Below are 20,386 nucleotides of genomic sequence, written 5' to 3'. Positions count from 1 at the left end.
CGTAGAGAAGTTGTTGACGCAGATGCGAAACGCGCCGAAAGGGGTGAGGTTCGCGGATCTTGTGAAGGTCTGCGATCAATATTTCGGAAAAACCCGGCAAGAAGGTACGTCGCACCGCGTATATCGGATGTCATGGAGGGGTGACCCGCGCGTAAACATTCAAAACGATCACGGCGAGGCCAAGCCGTATCAGGTGCGACAGGTGTTGGCTGCAATCCATAAGTCGGAGGGAGAAAGACGGTGAAGACTATGAATGCAGAGCACTACACCTACCGAGTGCGGTGGTCGCCGGAAGACGAGGCATTTATCGGCACCGTAGCCGAGATGCCATCGCTGTCGTGGGTGGGCGATAAGTCGAATGATGCCTTTCAGGGCATTCAAGCTCTGGTCAAAGATGTCCTTGACGACATGCTCGAAAGCGGTGAGACACCACCCCAGGCGATCGCGGACCGCACTTACTCTGGCAAATTCATGGTGCGCGTAACCCCTGAGTCGCATCGACAGCTCGCGATCGACGCGGCCGAACAAAACGTTTCGCTCAACCGCTTGGCTGCGAGTCGACTCGTTCACTAGTGACTGGTTGTTGCACAATCAACAACATGACTGCTCAAAACATAAATGTGGCGGCCGTCGTAAAAGTGCAATAGGGTGTCGGCATGTCGCATGCCCGAAACGAACGTGCCCTTGAAGACGAAATCGTCACCGACTTCAGCGAGCGGATGAGCTACGGTTCCTACCTAGAACTCGACCGGCTCCTCAGCGCGCAAACCACCCAAAGCGCGCCCGAACATCACGACGAGATGCTGTTCATCATCCAGCACCAGACCACCGAGCTGTGGCTCAAGCTCGTGATCCACGAGCTGACCTCGGCCCGCGATCTGATCGCCAACGACAACCTCTCTATAGCGCTCAAGCGCATCGCGCGCGTCAAGCACATTCAGCGCACCCTCACCGAACAGTGGTCAGTGCTCGCAACGCTCACGCCGAGCGAGTACTCACAGTTCCGTGACTACCTGGGCAGCTCATCCGGATTCCAGTCCTACCAATACCGCGCGGTCGAATTTTTGCTCGGCAACAAGAACGCCGGCATGCTCAAAGTTTTCGAATCGCAACCCGAAGCTCACGCACTGCTGAGCAAGCTGCTCGCCGAACCAAGCGTCTACGACGAGTTTTTGCGCTACCTCGACCGGCACGGCTACGACATCCCCGACGCCGTTCTCAACCGCGATGTCACCCGCGGCCACCAGCAAAACGATGACCTCATCGAAACCTTTCGCCACATTTACGACAACGAAAGTGACCACTGGCTCGCCTACGAAGCGTGCGAAGAGTTCGTCGACCTCGAAGACAACTTCCAACTCTGGCGCTTTCGTCACATGAAAACTGTGATGCGCATCATCGGCATGAAACGCGGCACCGGCGGCTCAAGCGGGGTCAGCTTCTTGCAGAAAGCCCTCGACCTCACCTTCTTTCCTGAACTCTTCGCTGTGCGCACCGAGATCGGACGCTCGTGACCGTGAGCGTGGACTATGCGATTGACGCCTACTGGGAGCGCGGCTGGCACGGCCCCGCCACGGTGCGCATCACCCCAGACCGAATCTCGGTGCTTCCGGATACCCAAACCACCGATGCCTCAACCGCGACCGCGCAGCACCTTCCTGGCGTGCTGCTTCCGGGCTTTCGTGACTCGCACGTGCACCTCGGATTGATTGACCCCCACACTCTCATCGCTGGCGGACTCGCTGCCGTTGACGATTTGGGTAGCGACCCGGCCCGGCTCGCTGAGTGGGCCGCAGACGAGACAATTCCTGAGCTGCGCTATGCCGGGGCGTTCATTACGGCTCCCGGTGGCTACCCCTCTACTCGCGCCTGGGCGGCGGCACTCGCCGTTCGCGAAGTCTCCACTGGCGAACAGGCCGTCACCGTCGTCGCCGAGCAAGTGTCCGCCGGGGCAACCCTCGTCAAGGTCACTCTCAACACCGATGATGGCCCCGTGATCGGTGACGACACCCTAGCGGCAGTCGTCGAATACGCGCACAGCAGAGGCTGCGAAGTCGTCGCGCACGCACAAGGAGCCGGTCAGGCACAACGCGCATTTGATGCCGGTGTTGATCGTCTTGCCCACACCCCCTGGACAGAACGCCTCGATGACGCGCTGATCGACGCAATGGCACAGAAAGATACGCGCCTCTCGGCCGGGCGCCACTCTTGGGTGAGCACCCTCGACATCCACGGCTACGGACAGCGCGGAACCGACTTTGAGGTCGCCAGTGACAACCTGCGACGCTTTCATCACGCCGGTGGCATCGTGCACTACGGCACCGACCTGGGTAGTGGCGATCTGCCGCTTGGCCTCAACCACCGCGAGCTCGAGGCCCTTCAGGATGCAGGAGTGCGCAACGACGCACTCCTGCGAGCCCTCTGCCTGCCCAGCCTCGGCAGCACCGTGAGCTACCTTCCGACAGTCCCCGACACCGACACGGACACCGACGCCGAAACCGATCTTGCCCAATGGCTGATGACCGCAACCGTAGTGACCGCCCGAGAACTAATGAGGACCCGATGACAACCACACCCGACGCGACAACACGCGACGCTACAGAACGCGATGCCGCCGACTCGCTGGCCGCATTCCCCAACAAATTTGTGCGCTCACCAGAAGTGCGCGCCTACCTCGACGGCAACTCACTCGGCCGCCCAACCACGGCGAGCGCCGAACAATTGGCGTCATTCGTCAGCGAGCAGTGGGGTGGGCGCCTCATCCGCGGCTGGGATGAATCCTGGTATGAACTGCCATTGACTCTCGGTGATCGACTCGGACGCACAGTGCTCGGGGCAGCCCCCGGGCAAACCTTTGTCGGCGACTCCACCACCGTTGTGCTCTACAAGCTCATTCGGGCGGCCCTCAACGCGCGACCCGACCGCAGCGAAATTATCATCGACACCGGCAACTTTCCCACCAACCGCTACGTCGTGGAAGGTATCGCCGCCGAACTCGGCAAGACACTGCGCTGGATCGACCCGCCCCTCGACGCAGGAATAACCGCCGACCACCTGCGCGCTGTCCTCACCGAGAACACTGCCCTCATCATGATCAGCCATGTCGCCTACCGTTCCGGCTACCTCGCCGACATGCCCGGCATCACCGCGCTCGCCCACGACGCCGGGGCACTCGTACTGTGGGACCTCTGCCACTCGGCCGGAGTAGTCGAAACCCAACTCGACGAGTGGGGGGTCGACCTCGCCGCAGGCTGCACCTACAAATACCTCAACGGCGGGCCCGGCTCCCCCGCCTACGGCTATGTGCGCCAAGAACACATCGAGAGCATGACACAACCAATACAGGGGTGGATGGGCAGCAGCACCCCCTTCGAAATGGGGCCCGGCTATCTGCCGCACCACGGCATCCGGCGCTTCATCAGTGGCACACCATCCATCATCGGGGCGCTCGCGATGCAAGACATGCTCGGGCTCATCGAACAGGCCGGCATACCGGCAATCCGCGCAAAGTCTGTCGCCCTCACCGAATACGCTCTCGAGCTCACCGACGAACTGCTCGTGCCGCTCGGAGTGGCCGTCAGCTCGCCACGCGATTCCCGCGAACGTGGCAGCCATGTCACGATCGACCACGAGAGCTTCGCGAGCGTGAATGCGGCGCTATGGAAGCAAGGAATCATTCCTGACTTTCGGCGGCCCCACGGCATCCGGTTAGGGCTATCGCCACTGAGCACCACCTTTGCCGAGGTGCAGTTGGGCATCGAGGCAATTCATGCCGAGCTGGCGAACTAACACTCCATGATTCTGGATGACTTCGACTCCCGACCGGGGAGCGCTACCTCACTGTTGCGCACCTTTGTTGGCTCGCAGCTGCGCCAACTGGGCGGATGGATCTCGTCAGCAGATCTCGTGCGAATCATGGAGGCGTTGGGAGTGCCCGCCAACGGCGCTCGCAGCGCAATTGCGCGCGTGAAGCTGAAGGGTTTGCTCGTTCCCGAGGTGGTGAATGGGAGGCAGGGGTACCGGCTCAATCCGGAGGCCGTTCCGATGTTCCAGCGTGGGGACCGTCGAATCTTTAGTTTTCGGCAACAGCGGGAAGATGATAACTGGTGTCTAATTTCGTTCTCCATCCCTGAGCCCCGCCGCGATGCGCGCCATCAGCTGCGTCGCCGCCTCGGCTGGATTGGCTGCGGAACGGTAGCTACTGGCCTCTGGATCTGTGCCGCATCGCTCAAGGATGAGGTGCTCGTGATTCTTGACGATCTACATTTGCGGGAATGCGCGACCCTGTTCATCGCGGGTCGCCCAGACGTAGGTGGCTCAGACGTAGGTGGCTCAGATGTAGGTCTCTCAGCCGCGGGTCGCCCAGACGCGGGTCGTTCGCTGGCGGATGCCGCAGCACAGTGGTGGGATCTGGAACGTTTGCGCACACTGCACGAGCGCTTTCTTGCTCAACATGCGGCTCAGGTGGGGCCTGCCGCCAGTGATGCTGAGGTATTCGCGCGGTATATTCATGCCCTCGATCAGTGGCGAGTAATCCCGTATCTTGACCCCGGTTTGCCGGATTCTGCGCTGCCGGCGGGGTGGCCCGGCCACGCCAGCCTTCAGCTTTTTGGGGGCATCTCCCGTTCGTTGGCGGCGCGAGCGCACGCGTTCGCACGCTCCTCTGCAAGCTAGCCACAGTAAGGAGTGCGGGGGCCGCTGGGGATTCCGGCGGGAGGGGGCTGTGCGGCACAAAGATGAACATACGTTGACGCGCACATGAGCAATTCGGTTTAACCCTTGGAATGAGCTGTGAGCGGGACTATCCTCTCAGATGCCCCCATTAGGGGGTAGACCATAGATTGCACAATTCTCGAGGGGACTGCCCGCTATGCATTATCGAAGCAGCAGGCCAACGCGACTCACGCTGGGGGCACTCGCCACCTCGTGCATGATCGCGTTGACCACGATCACCGCCCCGGCCGCACTTGCTGCCGACGCGACAGCGACGATCGCCGATGTTCAAGGCACAACAGCATCGAGCCCATTAGTGGGCTCAACCGTCACCGTTGACGGTGTTGTTACCGCTGACTACCGCGGGGCTTCCGGCTACCGCACAATCCTCATCCAGACTCCTGGTTCGGGCGGAGAGAACGACGCGACGCCCGGTGCCTCCGACGGAATCACCCTCTACCTCAACAACCTCAACCCCGCCGTCTCGCTGGGTGACAAGGTGTCGGCGACCGGCCCGGTTGATGAGCGCTTCGGGCAGACTCAAATTGGTACCGGCGCGACTCCCGCCACCGTTGAGCTGATCACAGCAGCCGCCGACCTCGCCCCCGAGGACGCCGTTCAGGCAACAGCGCTTGATACGAGTGTCGTTGGCAGCGACCGCGAATCCCTTGAGTCGATGCTCGTAACGCCGACGGGCGACTACCTGGTCAGCTCAAGCCACCAGCTCTACAACTTCGGCACGCTCTGGCTCAGCCCAGAAGAACTTGCCGTCAAGAGCACCGAAACCACGGATGCCGGCGATGCCGCAAACGCGATTGCCGCCGCCAACCGTTCACACCGTTTGCTGCTTGATGATGGCTACAACATCCAGATCTCCAACGGTGCTCACCCGGGTGACCAGCCATATTTCTCGGCCGAAACTGTTGTGCGCAACGGCGACACGGTTGAGTTTCCTGCGAACCCCTACGTTCTCACCTACGGTTTTGGCGACTGGCGTTTGCAGCCGACCGTTGCCATCAATGACGCGAGCGCGGCAGAGTATCGCCCGATTTTCGCGCCGACGAACCCGCGCGAAGAATCGGCTCCGCTAGTTGGCGGAGACTTCAAGGTCTCGGCATTCAACGTCTTCAACTACTTCACGACGCTCACGAGTGAAGACTCGGATGCGCGTGGTGCAGACACCGCCGAAGAGTTCGCGATTCAGCAGTCAAAGATTGTTGCCGCGATTAACTCGCTCGATGCGGATGTTGTTGGTCTCCAAGAGATCGAGAACTCCATCAAGTTGGGTGGCGGCCTCGATGAGGCGCTGATGGATCTCGTGGGTGCTCTCAACGCGGCAGCCGGCGCGGGTACCTGGGATTACGTTCGCACCCCGACCGCGCTCAACGATGCGGCCATCACTGACTTCATCACGAATGCGATTATTTTCAAACCGGCATCCGTCACCGCGGTAGGCGACAGCTTCACTGCCGTTGATGAGTCGGTGTGGGACATCGCGCGTGAGCCGATCGCTCAAACCTTTGAGTCGAATGGCGAACTCATCACGGTGATTGCTAACCACTTCAAGTCGAAGGGTGGCTCGGGCGCAGAGCCCGCTGACGGTCAGGGAAAGTTCAACATCGAGCGTGTGGAGCAGGCAACCGCGGTGAAGGCTCTCGTTGACAGCATTTCGGCAGATCCCGCCAAGAGTGATCAGGTTGTTCTTGTGGGGGACTTCAACTCCTACTCCGAAGAAGACCCGGTTCAGGTGTTCACTTCGGCCGGATACGTTGACACTCTTGCGGCCACAACCGACGACCGGTACACCTACAACTTTGATGGTGAACTGGGTTCGCTTGACCACATCATCGTTTCGCCGTCGCTCGCCGACCACGTGACCGATGCTGCTGTCTGGAACATTAACTCCCCAGAATGGTCTGACCGCGGCTACGCCTATGCGGCAGCCGAAGCGGGCACCGTGTTCCGTTCAAGTGATCACGACCCGATCAGCATCGGTCTCAGCACTGAGGCGGCGCCCGTCGAGATCGAGATTCTCACCACAAACGACTTCCACGGTCGTTTGGAGCCGGGTCGCGGAGTTCCGGGAGCGGCCCAGCTCGGCGGAATGGTGAACTTCTGGGAGGAACAGAACCCCAACACCACCTTTGTTGGTGCCGGGGACTTCGTCGGTGCCTCCACGTTCACCTCGTTCATTCAGAACGACCAGCCCACGATTGATGTGCTCAACGAAATCGGGCTCGCCACGAGTTCGTTCGGTAATCATGAGTTCGATCAGGGTCGTGCCGATGTTGACGACCGCATCTTGGACGCCGCCAATTGGCCGTATCTTGCAGCGAACCTCTACGACCGGGCTACTGACGCTCCGGCCTATGACGAGTACTTCCTGCAAGAGTTCGATGGTGTGCAGGTGGGATTCATTGGTGCCGTCACCGAGGATCTCAACGAGCTGGTGAGCCCCGATGGTATTGCCTCCCTTGAGATCCGCAGTGTCGTGGATGAGGTGGATCGCGTTGCGGACTACCTCTCTGACGGTAACGAGGCCAACGGCGAAGCAGACGTTCTCGTCCTGCTGGTTCACGAGGGTGCGGCATCCACCGATATTGCAGCGTCAACCGATGATTCGGCCTTTGGCCAGATTGTCACGGGACTGAGCCCGAAGGTTGATGCAATCGTGTCGGGTCACACCCATCTGGCCTACGACCACGAAATTACGGTGCCCGGCATGGATCGGCCACGACTCGTAGTTTCGGCGGGGCAGTACGGAGCCAACTATGGTCACCTCGATCTGACGGTTGACCCGGCAACGAACGAGATTATGAGCTTCAGTGCCGAAGTGCTGCCGATTGAGGGCTTCGAACCCGATGCGGCTGTGCAGGCGATCGTTGATGAAGCGACCGCTATTGCGGACGTGCTTGGCGCTGCCAAGGTCGGTGAAATCTCGCAGAGCATGTTCCGCGCGGTGCAGACTCCTACCGTCGACCCGCAGGGTGAGACGGTGTTCCCCGAGAACCGTGGTGGCGAGTCGACACTGGGCAACTTTGTTGCTGACGTTCAGCTCTGGGCCGCAGCCGATTCGGGTGCTGAGATCGCATTCATGAACCCCGGTGGTTTGCGAACCGACCTCATCTATGAGTCCTCGGGAGCCAATGATGCCGACGGTGATGTCACCTACCGGGAGGCAGCCAATGTGCAGCCCTTCGCGAACTCTCTTGTCACGCTGACACTCACGGGTGCCCAGCTCAAGCAGGTTCTTGAAGAGCAGTGGCAGCCGGCTGGCGCTCAGCGTCCGTTCCTCAAGCTCGGCGTTTCGGAAGGGTTGACGTACACGTACGACCCGACTGCAGCGCAGGGTGAACGAGTTTCGGCGCTATACCTCAACGATGTGGCCGTGGATGCCGCAGCCAACTACAAGGTGGTTGCTAACTCCTTCCTCGCAGCCGGTGGCGATAACTTCGCCACCCTCGGCGAGGGTGCAAACCCGACCGACACGGGACGTGTCGACCTGCAGGCCATGGTCGACTACTTCGAGGACACCCCGGTGGCTTCTCCGCCGTTCGAACAGCGGGCTATTGGTGCTGTTGTTTCGGCACCGGATGCTGACGGCTATAACCCCGGAGATGACGTCACGCTTGATCTGTCATCGCTCACCTTCAGCCGCGGTGGCTCAGATGCCGCCACGGTGGAGGTCTCGGTTGACGGCACCGTGCTCGGATCGGCAACGATCGACCGCACCATTGTTGACACGACAGACGAGCAGGGTCGAGCCGCGGTGACAATCACGATCCCCGACGGTTCCCCATCAGGGGTGCTCGCGTTGACCGTGACCGTGCCGGGAACGGAAACCTCGATTGTTGTTCCGATCGAGGTCGCCGCAACGGCGGAAGCCATCGAAAACACTCAAGCCCCGGGCATCCGCGGCACGGTGGAGGTTGGCAAGACTGTCAAGGCAATGCCGGGTCGCTGGAGCGAGCGCGGAGCAGAGTTCAGCTACCAGTGGCTGCACAACGGTGAACCGATCGCCGATGCGACCGACCGCCGGTACCGCATCACCACCGGCGACATCGGCTCTGAGCTGAGTGTTCAGGTCACCGCGAGCAAGGAAGGTTACACCGCTGGTGTTGCTGAGTCTGATGCGCAAACAGTGGAGAAGATCTCGTCGCGAGTGAGCTCGAGCGTCTCTGACTGGTTCGTGTGGGGCAACCGTTCACTCACGGTCGATGCGAAAGTTAAGGTCGGCAAGGATGGCACCACAGCCGGTGAGGTGACCGTGTACGACGGCCGCTCCGCAGTGGCGACAACCGAGGTGAATAACAAGGGCAAGGCATCGGTGACATTGCCGAAGCTCAGCCGCGGCATCCACCTAATCTGGGTCGAGTACTCCGGCAACGACCAAGTGGAGTCGAGCACGAGCTGGCCGCGACTGGTGTTCGTGTTCTAGCGAGCCGTCACCGCTAGCCGGACAATGTGAAGAGGGTCCCACGCTGTGGGGCCCTCTTTCGCGTGTTACCCAGTTTGATGAAATAAATTTGGCGCACTGATTGCTACTAACTAAGGTGAGCACGCTCCCATCGATCTCCTACCTGCGAAGGAACCCCTGAATCATGGCTAGTCGTATCTATAACAACGTCACCGAACTTGTCGGCAATACCCCCCTGGTTCGGCTCAACGCCGTAACAGAGGGTGTTGGCGCAACTGTGTTGGCCAAGCTCGAATTCCAGAATCCCTCCGCCAGCGTGAAGGACCGTATCGGCGTTGCCATCATCGACGCGGCAGAGAAGTCGGGTGCGTTGAAGCCCGGCGGAACCATTGTCGAAGGCACCAGCGGCAATACCGGAATTGCGCTGGCGATGGTCGGTGCCGCGCGCGGCTACCGCGTTATTCTCACCATGCCGGAGAGTATGAGCAAGGAACGCCGCATGTTGTTGCGTGCTTTTGGCGCAGAACTTGTTCTGACCGCCCCGGCTGATGGCATGCGCGGTGCAGTCGACAAGGCCGCGGAAATTGTTGCCAACACGGAAGGGGCCGTCGCCGCCCGGCAGTTTGCCAACGCAGCGAACCCAGCAATCCACCGGGCCACCACCGGACCCGAGGTGTGGAATGACACCGACGGCACCGTCGACATCTTCGTTTCTGGCATCGGAACCGGTGGAACCATCAGTGGTGCCGGCGCCTACCTCAAGGAGCAGAAGCCCGAAATGCAGGTAATTGCCGTCGAACCAGAAGAGTCGGCAATTCTCAACAGCGGTGCTCCCGGTCCGCACAAAATTCAGGGTCTGGGCGCTAACTTCGTTCCCGAGATTCTTGACCGTGAAGTCTACGACGAAGTTTTTGACGTCAACATCACTCAGTCCGTAACAATGGCGCGTCGTCTCGCAGCCGAAGAGGGCATCCTCGCCGGCATTTCGTCGGGTGCGACCGTGCACGCTGCTCTTGAGGTGGCCAAGCGCCCCGAGAACGCGGGCAAAACCATCGTGGTTGTCATCGCAAGCTTCGGCGAGCGTTACCTGTCGACACTGCTTTACGAAGACCTCGTCGACTAGGGGCGGCACACGCTTTCATCACTGCTCACCTCAACTGACGGATAACGCCATTGTTTGCTCGAACTCGTGAAGATATTGCCGCCGTGCGGACGCGCGATCCCGCCGCTCGCGGAGCTTTCGAGATTTGGTTGACCTATTCGGGAATGCACGCCGTGTGGGGTTACCGCTTTAGTCACTGGTTATGGACCGCACGGGCGCGTTTTCTTGCCCGCGCGGTCTCCCAGTACGTACGCTTTCTTACCGGGGTAGAGATTCATCCGGCAGCCGAGCTTGGGCGCCGAGTGATCATCGATCATGGTTCCGGGGTTGTCATTGGTGAGACCGCCATTGTTGGTGACGACGTGCTCATCTATCACGGGGTCACCCTCGGTGGAACAAGCTCAGAGGGGGGCAAGCGTCATCCCACCCTCGGCAGCAATGTCGTGGTGGGTGCAGGAGCTGCGATCCTTGGTGACATCACGCTCGGCTCCGGTTCCGTTGTGGGGGCCGGCGCTGTGGTCGTTGCGGATGCTCCAGAGGATTCGTTGCTCGTTGGAGTACCCGCCGTTGCGCGACCCAAGAACGGCACACAGGCACCGCCCGACTCGTTCAACTACACCGACCCCGCGATCTATATTTAGGTTCGGGGTGCTGTGGAGCACGGGCCCCGAACAGCACGTGTGTAAGTTATGCTCAGGCTTATGACGTCAGTCGAGGCAGCACCTGGTGACAGCGCGCACAGTGATCTCGCATCCGGCGTCCCTGCACCAAACGGAATCCTTGTTGAGCATGTGGGTCGATCGTTTGGCGCTGTGCACGCCGTGCGCGACGCAAGTTTTATCGCGACACCGGGCACGGTCACCGGTCTGATCGGCCCCAATGGCTCGGGTAAGACGACGCTCATGCTCATGCTGGCCTCACTGCTGATACCGGATGCCGGAAGCATCCGTATTTCTGGTCATGATCCTGTGACGGAAACGGCGGCGGTGCGCTCGCGGCTCGGGTGGATGCCCGATGTGCTCGGCTCATGGTCGAGCCTCAGCGTTCGTGACACCCTCATCTTCACGGCGCGAATGTATGCGATCGACAAGGCGGCGGCGGCCACCCGGGCGGCAGAATTGATCACCCTGGTCGATCTTCCAGAGCTCGCTGATAGCCCCACCCGTGTGCTGTCACGGGGGCAAAAGCAGCGGTTGAGTTTGGCCCGCGCTCTGGTTCATGAGCCGGATGTGCTGTTGCTCGACGAACCGGCATCAGGCCTCGACCCGGTTGCTCGCGCCGATTTGCGACTCCTTGTTCGGCGTCTCGCTTCCGAAGGAAAAACGCTGCTGGTGTCGAGCCATGTGCTCTCTGAGCTCGATGAGATGGCTGATGGGGCGGTCTACATTTCGCGGGGTGTTACAGCGTCGGCAGAGGCACTTGCGCGCAGTCGCGCCAGCGCTCGACCCTGGCGTATCCGCTCGAGCGACGTGGAGGCCCTGCGTGCGGCACTCGTTGCCTGCGGCATCGAGGAGACTGCGATTGCCACCGATCGTACGGAACTGGTTGTTGCTCTTGAGTCAGAAGCCACGGCATCCGTTCTGTTGTCTCGATTGGTGGGGGCAGGGGTCGCGATCAGCACTTTCGCGCCGGCGGTTGGCGACCTTGAACATGCCTTTATTGACTTGAGCTCAGAGGAACCGAAATGACGATGTTCTTCTCCGGGGTCGGAGTAATCCTTTCGCTCGAATTGCGACAGCGAGTGCGCACCCTCAGTTGGTACATCTTGCTGGCGGTGTTCGTTGGCCTCATCCTCGTTGTTACCGTGCTGCTGTCGGTCGCGCTTGCCGGCTTTGGCAGCGCTGACGATGGTGGTGGTGGCGTCTATTCCACCATCATCTATTTCGTCTTGCTGCTGGGCACACTTGTGGCACCAGCGCTCAGCGGTAACGCCATCAATGGCGATCGGGATGCCGGAACTCTCGCCACCACCCAGGTGACGCTCATCACTACGGGACAATTAATCGCGGGCAAGTTTCTTGCCGCGTGGATCACAGCGATCGCGTTCTTAGCGGCGGCGGTTCCTTTTCTCATCTACGCGGCGATTGTCGGTCAACTTCGGGCCAGCACCATCATCGTCTCGATTGTTGTTCTGGCCATCGAACTCGGTGTTGTTGCGGCGATTGGTGTGGGGCTTTCGGGGCTGATGGTGCGCCCGTTGTTCTCCATCGTTGTCACCTACCTGGTGGTGGCGGCTCTCAGTGTGGGAACCCTGATTGCGTTCACGCTGGGCGGGCTCGCGCTCCAAACGACCACCACGTCAGTGTCGAGTTATGCCATAGAGTACAACGCCGACGGCACCCCGAGCGAGTGTTCGATGCCGGAGGAGTACGAAAATCAAGTTCCCCGGTTTGATCTGTTTTGGGGTGCGCTTGTCGCCAACCCTTATGTGATTCTGGCGGATGCCGTTCCCACCGCCTACGACGCAAACGATCAGCCCAAAGATCTCTTCGGATTCTTCAAGCTTTCGGTGCGCACCGTGCAGCTGTCGGGAACCCCCGCCGTCAGTTACAACGAGTGTGTCGTTGGACAAATTGTGCAGCCGCCCCCGTACCCGAGTGCGCGGACCGTCATTGAGTCCACGACCCCCGGTTGGGCTGTGGGGCTCGCAACTCACCTGGTTCTTGCGGGCGTCCTATTGGTGGGGGCCTGGGCTCGCACTAAGACTCCTGCCGCAAAACTCAGCCGTGGTAGCCGCATTGCATAATATTTCTGTGACCCCTCGGATTGTTCGATCTTTCTTAGGTCTCATTCCGGTTTCGGTAGAGAAAACTTGACCGCAAGCGCTTGCATGAATTTGCGGCGTAGCTTAACGTGAAACATGACCACGCTTTTCACGGTCACCGTTACCAAAGAACGAGTTCGCCCCAGCAGCATCTCCCCGCATACCGATCGGTGTACGGGTAAACCTCGACGAGGAGGCTTTGCATGATTTCCCATCACTATCGACGAGCTATTGTTCCGATTGCCGTTCTCGGCATCGCGGGAATGGTTCTTAGCGGTTGCGCAACCAGCACCGGCGGCACTGGCGACACGAGCGGACCCGGCGATGCCGGAGAGGCCGACGGTATTGTCACCATCTACGGCACCATTTCTGACACCGAGGCCGAGCTCCTCGAGGAATCCTGGGCTGACTGGGAGACCGAGAACGATATCGACATCCAGTACGAAGCCAGCAAAGAGTTCGAGGCACAGGTCAGCATCCGCGCACAGGGTGGTAACGCGCCTGACCTCGCAATCTTCCCTCAGCCGGGGCTTCTCGCTGACCTTGCATCACGCGATTACATTCAGCCGGCACCCGAGGGCGTCGCGTCGAATGTTGAAGAATACTGGTCAGACGACTGGGCGGCCTACGCATCAACCGGCGACACGCTGTATGGCGCGCCTCTCATGGCCAGCGTCAAGGGCTTTGTCTGGTATTCACCTTCGCAGTTTGCGGAGTGGGGCGTAGATGTTCCTACCACGTGGGACGAAATGCTCACTCTGACCGAAACCATTGCCAGCACGACCGGCAGCGCACCATGGTGTGTCGGGTTCGGTTCGGATGCGGCAACGGGTTGGCCCGGAACTGACTGGATCGAAGACCTCGTGCTCCGTGAAGCAGGACCCGAGGTTTACGACCAGTGGGTATCCCACGAGATTCCGTTCACCGATCCCGCGATCAAGTCAGCCTTTGACTCGGTCGGCGAGATCCTATTGAACCCGGAATACGTCAACGCAGGATTCGGTGGCGTTGAGTCCATCAACACCACCCCATTCGGTGACCCGGCACGTGCACTCGGAGATGGAACCTGTGCGCTTCACCACCAGGCATCGTTCTATGACGGGTTCATTCAGGACCCGAAGAACGGAAACGCTACGGTAGGGCCGGATGCTGACATCTGGGCTTTCGTTACTCCATCTATTGAGGCTGGCGGCAACGCCGTCACCGGTGGTGGAGAAATTGTCGGTGCCTTCTCGAACGACGAAGACACCATCGCGGTGCAGGAGTACCTCTCCAGCGCTGAGTGGGCAAACAGCCGCGTGAGCCTGGGCGGTGTCATCAGTGCAAACAACGGTCTTGACCCGGCCAGTGCGAGCAGCCCGATCCTTCAGGAAGCAATCACGATCCTGCAGGACCCGAGCACGACCTTCCGCTTTGACGCCTCGGACCTCATGCCCGGCGTAGTCGGCGCGGGTGCGTTCTGGACCGGAATGGTCGATTGGATCAACGGCAAGTCAACCGACGAGGTGCTCTCGACAATCGATGCCTCGTGGCCGTCTGAATAGTGTGACCCTGCCGTTCGATATCGTACGGCGATAGTGGTGTGAGGTTCGGGCCGAGAGATGCTCTCGGCCCGAACCTCACACCACAGCTCTACGGCCGAGGCGGCGTAGAGTCACAGACATAAAAGAGTTCAGTGACGCACTCGAAAGGTTTGACATGTCAGCATTCCTAGGGTGGATATCCACCCTCCCCGCACTCGCACAAATACCGCTGGTGCTTCTCGCCTTCCTGGCAGTGATAGCACTGCTCATCTTCTTTTTAGAGATTGCCCCGCGAACCGGGCGCAAGTTCACCATCATCCGCGCTGCAGCCTGCGTGCTCATCCCCGGGCTTGTGTTTCTGGCTCTCGGATCTGTGCTCTGGGCGGCTGGAGCCGCAACCCTTTTTGGGGCCCTCTTTTTCTATCTTGACTATCGGTCAAAACAGGGTGTTGGCTACCTCTTTCAGCTGGTCGGGTTTCTGAGCCCTGCGATCTTCTTGCTCGCCATCGGTCTCATCTACCCCACGATCCAAACCACTATTCAGGCATTCATGAATAGCCGAGGAACCCGCTTCGTTGGCCTCGAGAACTTCATCTGGATCTTCACGCAAGACACCGGTATTCGCACAGTGCTGAACACCGTGGTGTGGGTACTGATCGTGCCCGTCGTCTCAACAATCTTCGGGCTTGCCTACGCGGTGTTCATCGACAAGTCACGCGGCGAAAAAATCTTCAAAGTGCTCGTCTTCATGCCGATGGCAATCTCCTTCGTTGGCGCCAGCATTATCTGGCGCTTCGTATACGCGGTTCGGCCTGCAGGGCAGGAACAGATCGGTCTCCTCAACCAGGTTGTGGTCTGGCTCGGTGGAGAGCCAATCTCGTGGCTCTCGAACGAACCGTGGAATACGTTGTTTCTCATCGTCGTACTCATCTGGATTCAGACTGGTTTTGCGATGGTGATCTTGTCTGCGGCGATCAAGGGCGTACCGGCGGAGCAGCTGGAGGCTGCAGAGCTAGATGGCACTAACGCTTGGCAGCGCTTTATCAATGTCACCGTTCCCGGCATCCAAAGTTCGCTCGTTGTGGTGCTCACTACGATTTCAATCGCCTCTCTGAAGGTGTTTGACATCGTGCGCACCATGACTGCTGGTGCTAACGAGACCAGCGTCATCGCCAACGAAATGTATTCCCAGTGGCAAGGATTCGAAGTCGGTAGGTCCGCCGCCTTTGCGGTGGTGCTGTTCCTCATGGTGCTGCCGATCGTCATTTACAACGCGCGACAGATCCAGAAGCAGAGGGAGATCCGATGACCGCGACAGTCCCCGCACGAGTTGCGGTTGACAAGAAAACCCAGAAGCAGCTGGCTCGTGGAGAAAAGTTTGGTGCTGCCAAGCGCACCAAGAAACGTCTCACGAGTCGAGGCGCGACGATTGCGGCACTGGTTATTGCTGTGCTGTGGACAACGCCGACCTTCGGGCTGTTCATCTCCTCCATCCGTCCGCCCGAGGAGATTCTGCGTAACGGCTGGTGGACGATCTTCCAGAATCCCGGCTTCACCCTCAACAACTACGTCGAGGTGCTTGCTGCGGGCAACAGCACTCTTAACCTGGCGGGCGCGTTTATCAATTCGATCGCAATCACGCTCCCGGCGACGATCTTTCCGCTCGTCCTTGCGAGCCTCGCCGCGTATGCTTTTGCGTGGATCAAGTTTCCCGGCCGCAACTGGATGTTTATCGGCGTCTTTGCGCTGCAGATTGTTCCGCTGCAGATGGCACTCGTTCCGCTGCTGAGCCTCTTCTCTCGGGGACTCTCGATTGGTGATGTAGAACTCTTCGCCAGCTTGAATGCATCGAATGCGTACTCGCAGGTGTGGATCGCGCACACGATCTTCGCCCTACCATTGGCAATCTTTCTGTTGCACAACTTCGTATCGCAGATTCCGTCTGAGCTGATTGAAGCGGCACGAGTGGATGGTGCCGGTCACGGTCAGATCTTCTTCCGCATCGTGCTACCGCTCACCATGCCGGCGATCGCATCGTTCGCGATTTTCCAGTTCCTTTGGGTGTGGAATGACCTGCTTGTGGCGCTGGTATTTGCTGATGGACGAGTGGCGCCGATGACGAAACTGTTGGCAGAGATCACCGGTAGCCGAGGTCAAGATTGGAACCTGCTTACCGCGGGTGCTTTCATCTCGATCCTGGTGCCACTGATCGTGTTCTTCGCCCTTCAGCGATATTTCGTGCGCGGTCTACTCGCCGGTTCCACCAAGGGGTAGCAGTAGTCCTCAGGTGCAGCCCCGCCGCCTCGCGCGACGGTGGCTGCGCCTAGACTTCTCGGCATGGTGTCTGCCCAGTCTGTTCTCGAGTCCACGTTCGGTTACGACTCGTTTCGGGGGCAGCAGGGCGAGATTATTGACACCATAGTGGGCGGTGGCGATGCGCTGGTGCTGATGCCCACCGGCGGCGGCAAATCGCTGTGCTACCAAATTCCCGCTCTCGTTCGTGACGGCACCGGTGTTGTCATTTCCCCACTGATTGCTTTGATGCAGGATCAGGTGGATGCTCTCGCCGCCGTTGGCGCCCGTGCCGCCTTTCTCAACTCCACCCAGTCCGCCGAAGAACGCACTCGCGTCGAAAACGCGTACCGGGCCGGCGAGCTGGATCTGCTCTATCTCGCGCCCGAGCGACTGCGGGTGTCCTCCACTGTTTCGTTGCTGGAGCAGGGTCAGATTGGGCTTTTCGCCATCGACGAGGCGCACTGCGTATCGCAGTGGGGGCACGATTTTAGGCCCGACTACTTGCAGCTCGATGTGCTGCACGACCGCTGGCCCGCCGTGCCACGCATTGCGCTGACCGCCACCGCGACCGAAGCCACGCGCACAGAGATTGCGCAGCGACTGAAGCTCACTGACGCCACCCAGTATGTTTCTAGTTTTGACCGGCCCAACATCCGGTACCGCATTGAGGCGAAAGCACAGCCTCTGCAGCAGTTGCTGACACTGCTGAATACGGAACATTCTGGTGACGCGGGAATTGTGTATTGTCTGTCGCGCGCTTCGGTGGAGAAGACTGCTCAGTTCTTGGTGGAGAACGGTATCCCCGCACTCCCGTATCATGCGGGTCTCGACTCCAAGATTCGGGCCAGCAACCAGAGTCGTTTCTTGCGGGAAGATGGCATGGTGATGGTGGCGACGATCGCTTTCGGGATGGGTATCGACAAGCCTGATGTGCGGTTCGTGGCCCACCTCGATCTGCCCAAGAGCGTTGAGGGCTATTACCAGGAGACGGGTCGTGCGGGCCGGGATGGTCTGCCCGCAACGGCGTGGCTCGCCTATGGCTTGCAGGATGTTATGCAGCAGCGTCGCATGATCGATCAGTCGGGTGGCGATCTGGCTCACCGTCGTAATCTCAGCGCGCACCTCGACGCGATGCTCGCGCTCTGCGAGACCGTGGAGTGCCGCCGCGTGCAACTGCTGGGCTACTTTGGGCAGGAATCGACGGCGTGTGGCAATTGCGACACGTGCCTGTCGCCGCCGGAATCGTGGGATGGCACGGTTGCGGCCCAAAAACTGATGTCAACAATTGTGCGGCTGGATCGCGAACGCAACCTGAGGTTTGGCGCTGGCCATCTGGTTGACATTCTGATTGGCAAGATCACTCCCAGGGTTTCGCAGCAGCGTCACGATGATCTGGCGACGTTCGGTGTTGGTTCGGATGTGTCCGAGCAGGACTGGCGGTCGGTGGTGCGGCAGCTGTTGGCGCAGTCGCTGCTCGCGGTTCAGGGCGAGTATGGCACTTTGGCGATCACTCCGGAGAGTGCAGCGGTACTGAGTGGCGACCGCATCGTGAAGCTGCGGCGGGAGGCACCGCGCAAGGCGCGAGGTTCCGGCGGTGGAGCCGGGGGCTCGGCAAAGCGCAGGGTGGTGGCCGATCTTCCGGAGTCGGCGACGGACCTGTTCGAAAATCTGCGGTCGTGGCGTTCCGGAGTTGCCCGCGACAACGGTGTACCCGCCTACGTCGTGTTCGCGGATGCCACCCTGCGCGGCATTGCTGTCACGAAGCCGGAGTCGTTGGCTGAGCTCGCTGAGATCAGCGGTGTTGGGGAAAAGAAGCTTGAGACTTATGGCGCTGCCGTACTCGCGGTTGTTGCGGGAGAGTCTGTCCAATCGGCTGGCGCCGGGGATTCGGCGGTGACATCGTCCGCATCCGCGGCTGCGGCTACCGCACCGTCAGCCTCTGCCGCGGCGAAGGCTGGGCCCGCGCGCCAGGCCCGACCTGCCGCGTCGCGGCCTGCTTCGCGCCCCGCAGCTCGACAGTCTGCCGCTCCGGCAGCACCCCTCCCCGACGACGAGAACGACATCCCGTTCTACTCGGACGACGACGCGCCCTACGACGGGCCGCCCGAGTTCTAGGTTCGCGGCGGCGTTGGCGTGTTGCCGCCGGGATGCTGGCGGTCGTGTGTCGCGTAGGTGACGCGGCGCTGGCGTCTCAGTGTCGTGCAGCTGGCGTGGCGCCCATCTATCAACCCATGGAGTATTGGTCACATGAATGAAACACGTATCGTGGAACTCCGCCGAGAGCGGGCATGGACCCAAGAGAAACTTGCTGACGAGTGCGGTGTTGGAATCAGAACCATCCAGCGACTTGAGGCGGGGAGCGATGCGAGCCTAGAGACGCTGTCTCTTGTCGCTGACACATTAGGGGTGCCGGTTCGCGAGCTCTTCGCGACGATCGAGAGCGATGAGCTCAGTGGTCGTGTCGACTCGTTTGAGTCGCGAGCAAACGACCAGCAGGCTGCGCGTGACAGGCTGAGTGGTGGGTGGTTCTGGCTCTTCATCGGGGTTGGCATTGTGGTCGTCCTGCTCGGTGCCACGTTGGGTCAGCTTGGTTCGGTGATCTTTGTCGCGTACTGGGCCGGCGGCCCATTTATCTTTCTGGCACTTAGACGGCTCTATCTGGATCCGCTCCTCGACGCCAAATTCCCCCGCTCGCGCAGCAGGCATGCTCGCCGAATACAGAAGCGCCGTGAAGCCAAGGTGCGCGCGAGTTGAAGCGGCCAGACGGACCCCTCGACCGGTTCCGCACCTACAGGATTCGCGCGCTGCGCCCTAAGCTTCGCGAAATTGATGTCGACACGGCCTTCCACGTCGCAAATGGTCGTGCAGGTCACTTACGGAGCGCAGCCACGATCAGTGAAGAGATTTCCGCCCGCTCAGAAAATGACAAGGTCCTCCCGAACCAGAAAAGGTCCCGCCGACGATGAACGTCGGCGGGACCTGTGTGGTCTGCGGTGTGGCTACCGGCTAATTAGCTAGCGGGTGTCTCTTCGGGGCTGCTCGCGCCGCTCGCTTCGCCAGCCTCTGCGGCAACCTGCTTGTGAACCTCGTCCATGTCGAGGTTCTTGACGCCCTCGATGACCTGCTCGAGGGCAGGGGCGGGGAGTGCGCCGGGCTGGGAAAACACGAGCACGCCGTCACGGAATGCCATCAGGGTCGGGATCGAGGAGATACCTGCAGCGCCAGCAAGTTCTTGCTGCGCTTCGGTATCTACCTTGCCGAACGTGATGTCGGCGTGGTTTTCGCTTGCGGTCTCAAAGATGGGCCCGAACTGCTTACAGGGGCCGCACCATTCGGCCCAAAAATCTACGAGCGTGATTCCTTCTTTGCTGACCGTCTGGCCAAAGTCTTCTGAGGTGAGAGTGATAGTCGACATAATTACATCCTTTCATGGACACCAACAATGTCTCCCGGGCAAGAATTCCCGCGGCATAATTCGCGTGGAGCGCACGACTTCCCACAACGCTACGGCGGCTGTTTTGAGTTTTACCACAAAGCAGGGGCGTGCCCTGGCATCCACTTGGTTGACCCTG

17 protein-coding genes are annotated in these 20,386 nt (G+C 60.2%); 16 read left to right on the top strand and 1 reads right to left on the bottom strand.

Annotated elements, in window-relative coordinates; translation table 11 throughout:
* The first annotated feature begins 249 nt into the window (after positions 1 to 249).
* The 16 genes from FB472_RS08775 (at position 250) to FB472_RS08700 (ending at position 19,780) form a co-directional block, all read left to right on the top strand.
* Positions 250 to 573 carry a type II toxin-antitoxin system HicB family antitoxin gene (locus tag FB472_RS08775; protein WP_035896580.1) on the top strand — a complete coding sequence of 108 codons (324 nt, stop codon included), beginning with the start codon at positions 250 to 252 and terminating at the stop codon, positions 571 to 573.
* Between the two features lie 83 nt (positions 574 to 656).
* Complete coding sequence (kynA, locus tag FB472_RS08770) at positions 657 to 1,514, top strand: tryptophan 2,3-dioxygenase (protein WP_141990585.1); 858 nt, start codon at positions 657 to 659, stop codon at positions 1,512 to 1,514.
* 2 nt (positions 1,515 to 1,516) lie between these two features.
* Positions 1,517 to 2,566 (top strand): amidohydrolase family protein, encoded by a 1,050-nt coding sequence (locus FB472_RS08765; RefSeq protein ID WP_246078157.1) that lies wholly within the window; start codon positions 1,517 to 1,519, stop codon positions 2,564 to 2,566.
* Entirely contained in the window at positions 2,563 to 3,789 is a 1,227-nt protein-coding gene (locus tag FB472_RS08760; protein ID WP_141990583.1) for a kynureninase, read from the top strand. The genes FB472_RS08765 and FB472_RS08760 overlap by 4 nt, the downstream gene beginning before the upstream one ends.
* Before the next feature lie 6 nt (positions 3,790 to 3,795).
* Positions 3,796 to 4,674 carry a PaaX family transcriptional regulator gene (locus FB472_RS08755; protein WP_141990582.1) on the top strand — a complete coding sequence of 293 codons (879 nt, stop codon included), beginning with the start codon at positions 3,796 to 3,798 and terminating at the stop codon, positions 4,672 to 4,674.
* 196 nt (positions 4,675 to 4,870) lie between these two features.
* Positions 4,871 to 9,151: an ExeM/NucH family extracellular endonuclease gene (locus FB472_RS08750; protein WP_141990581.1), complete on the top strand. Its 4,281-nt coding sequence runs from the start codon at positions 4,871 to 4,873 to the stop codon at positions 9,149 to 9,151.
* Between the two features lie 163 nt (positions 9,152 to 9,314).
* Positions 9,315 to 10,253: a cysteine synthase A gene (gene cysK, locus FB472_RS08745; protein ID WP_141990580.1), complete on the top strand. Its 939-nt coding sequence runs from the start codon at positions 9,315 to 9,317 to the stop codon at positions 10,251 to 10,253.
* A 50-nt stretch (positions 10,254 to 10,303) separates the two neighbouring features.
* Positions 10,304 to 10,873, top strand: coding sequence for a serine O-acetyltransferase (gene cysE / locus FB472_RS08740; protein ID WP_021808243.1), 570 nt, complete (start codon positions 10,304 to 10,306; stop codon positions 10,871 to 10,873).
* A 60-nt stretch (positions 10,874 to 10,933) separates the two neighbouring features.
* Positions 10,934 to 11,920, top strand: coding sequence for an ABC transporter ATP-binding protein (locus FB472_RS08735; protein WP_141990579.1), 987 nt, complete (start codon positions 10,934 to 10,936; stop codon positions 11,918 to 11,920).
* Positions 11,917 to 12,978 (top strand): ABC transporter permease, encoded by a 1,062-nt coding sequence (locus tag FB472_RS08730; RefSeq protein ID WP_246078155.1) that lies wholly within the window; start codon positions 11,917 to 11,919, stop codon positions 12,976 to 12,978. The genes FB472_RS08735 and FB472_RS08730 overlap by 4 nt, the downstream gene beginning before the upstream one ends.
* Positions 12,979 to 13,199: 221 nt before the next feature.
* Positions 13,200 to 14,540 (top strand): ABC transporter substrate-binding protein, encoded by a 1,341-nt coding sequence (locus tag FB472_RS08725; protein WP_141990578.1) that lies wholly within the window; start codon positions 13,200 to 13,202, stop codon positions 14,538 to 14,540.
* Positions 14,541 to 14,694: 154 nt separating this feature from the next.
* Positions 14,695 to 15,828 carry a carbohydrate ABC transporter permease gene (locus tag FB472_RS08720; protein WP_141990577.1) on the top strand — a complete coding sequence of 378 codons (1,134 nt, stop codon included), beginning with the start codon at positions 14,695 to 14,697 and terminating at the stop codon, positions 15,826 to 15,828.
* On the top strand, positions 15,825 to 16,793 hold the full coding sequence (locus FB472_RS08715) for a carbohydrate ABC transporter permease (RefSeq protein WP_141990576.1): 969 nt from the start codon (positions 15,825 to 15,827) through the stop codon (positions 16,791 to 16,793). The genes FB472_RS08720 and FB472_RS08715 overlap by 4 nt, the downstream gene beginning before the upstream one ends.
* A 63-nt stretch (positions 16,794 to 16,856) precedes the next feature.
* Complete coding sequence (gene recQ / locus FB472_RS08710) at positions 16,857 to 18,929, top strand: DNA helicase RecQ (protein ID WP_141990575.1); 2,073 nt, start codon at positions 16,857 to 16,859, stop codon at positions 18,927 to 18,929.
* 132 nt (positions 18,930 to 19,061) lie between these two features.
* The gene (locus FB472_RS08705; RefSeq protein ID WP_141990574.1) at positions 19,062 to 19,568 is read left to right on the top strand and encodes a helix-turn-helix domain-containing protein; all 507 of its coding nucleotides are present in this window, start codon (positions 19,062 to 19,064) and stop codon (positions 19,566 to 19,568) included.
* Positions 19,565 to 19,780, top strand: coding sequence for a ferredoxin reductase domain-containing protein (locus tag FB472_RS08700; RefSeq protein ID WP_141990573.1), 216 nt, complete (start codon positions 19,565 to 19,567; stop codon positions 19,778 to 19,780). The genes FB472_RS08705 and FB472_RS08700 overlap by 4 nt, the downstream gene beginning before the upstream one ends.
* Before the next feature lie 44 nt (positions 19,781 to 19,824).
* Here FB472_RS08700 and trxA read toward each other — a convergent pair whose 3' ends face one another.
* Positions 19,825 to 20,229, bottom strand: coding sequence for a thioredoxin (gene trxA, locus FB472_RS08695; RefSeq protein WP_141990572.1), 405 nt, complete (start codon positions 20,227 to 20,229; stop codon positions 19,825 to 19,827).
* Positions 20,230 to 20,386: the final 157 nt, after the last annotated feature.

The organism is Rhodoglobus vestalii, from assembly GCF_006788895.1.
Taxonomy (GTDB): Bacteria; Actinomycetota; Actinomycetes; order Actinomycetales; family Microbacteriaceae; genus Rhodoglobus; species Rhodoglobus vestalii.
This window is presented reverse-complemented; position numbering and strand designations above follow the sequence as displayed.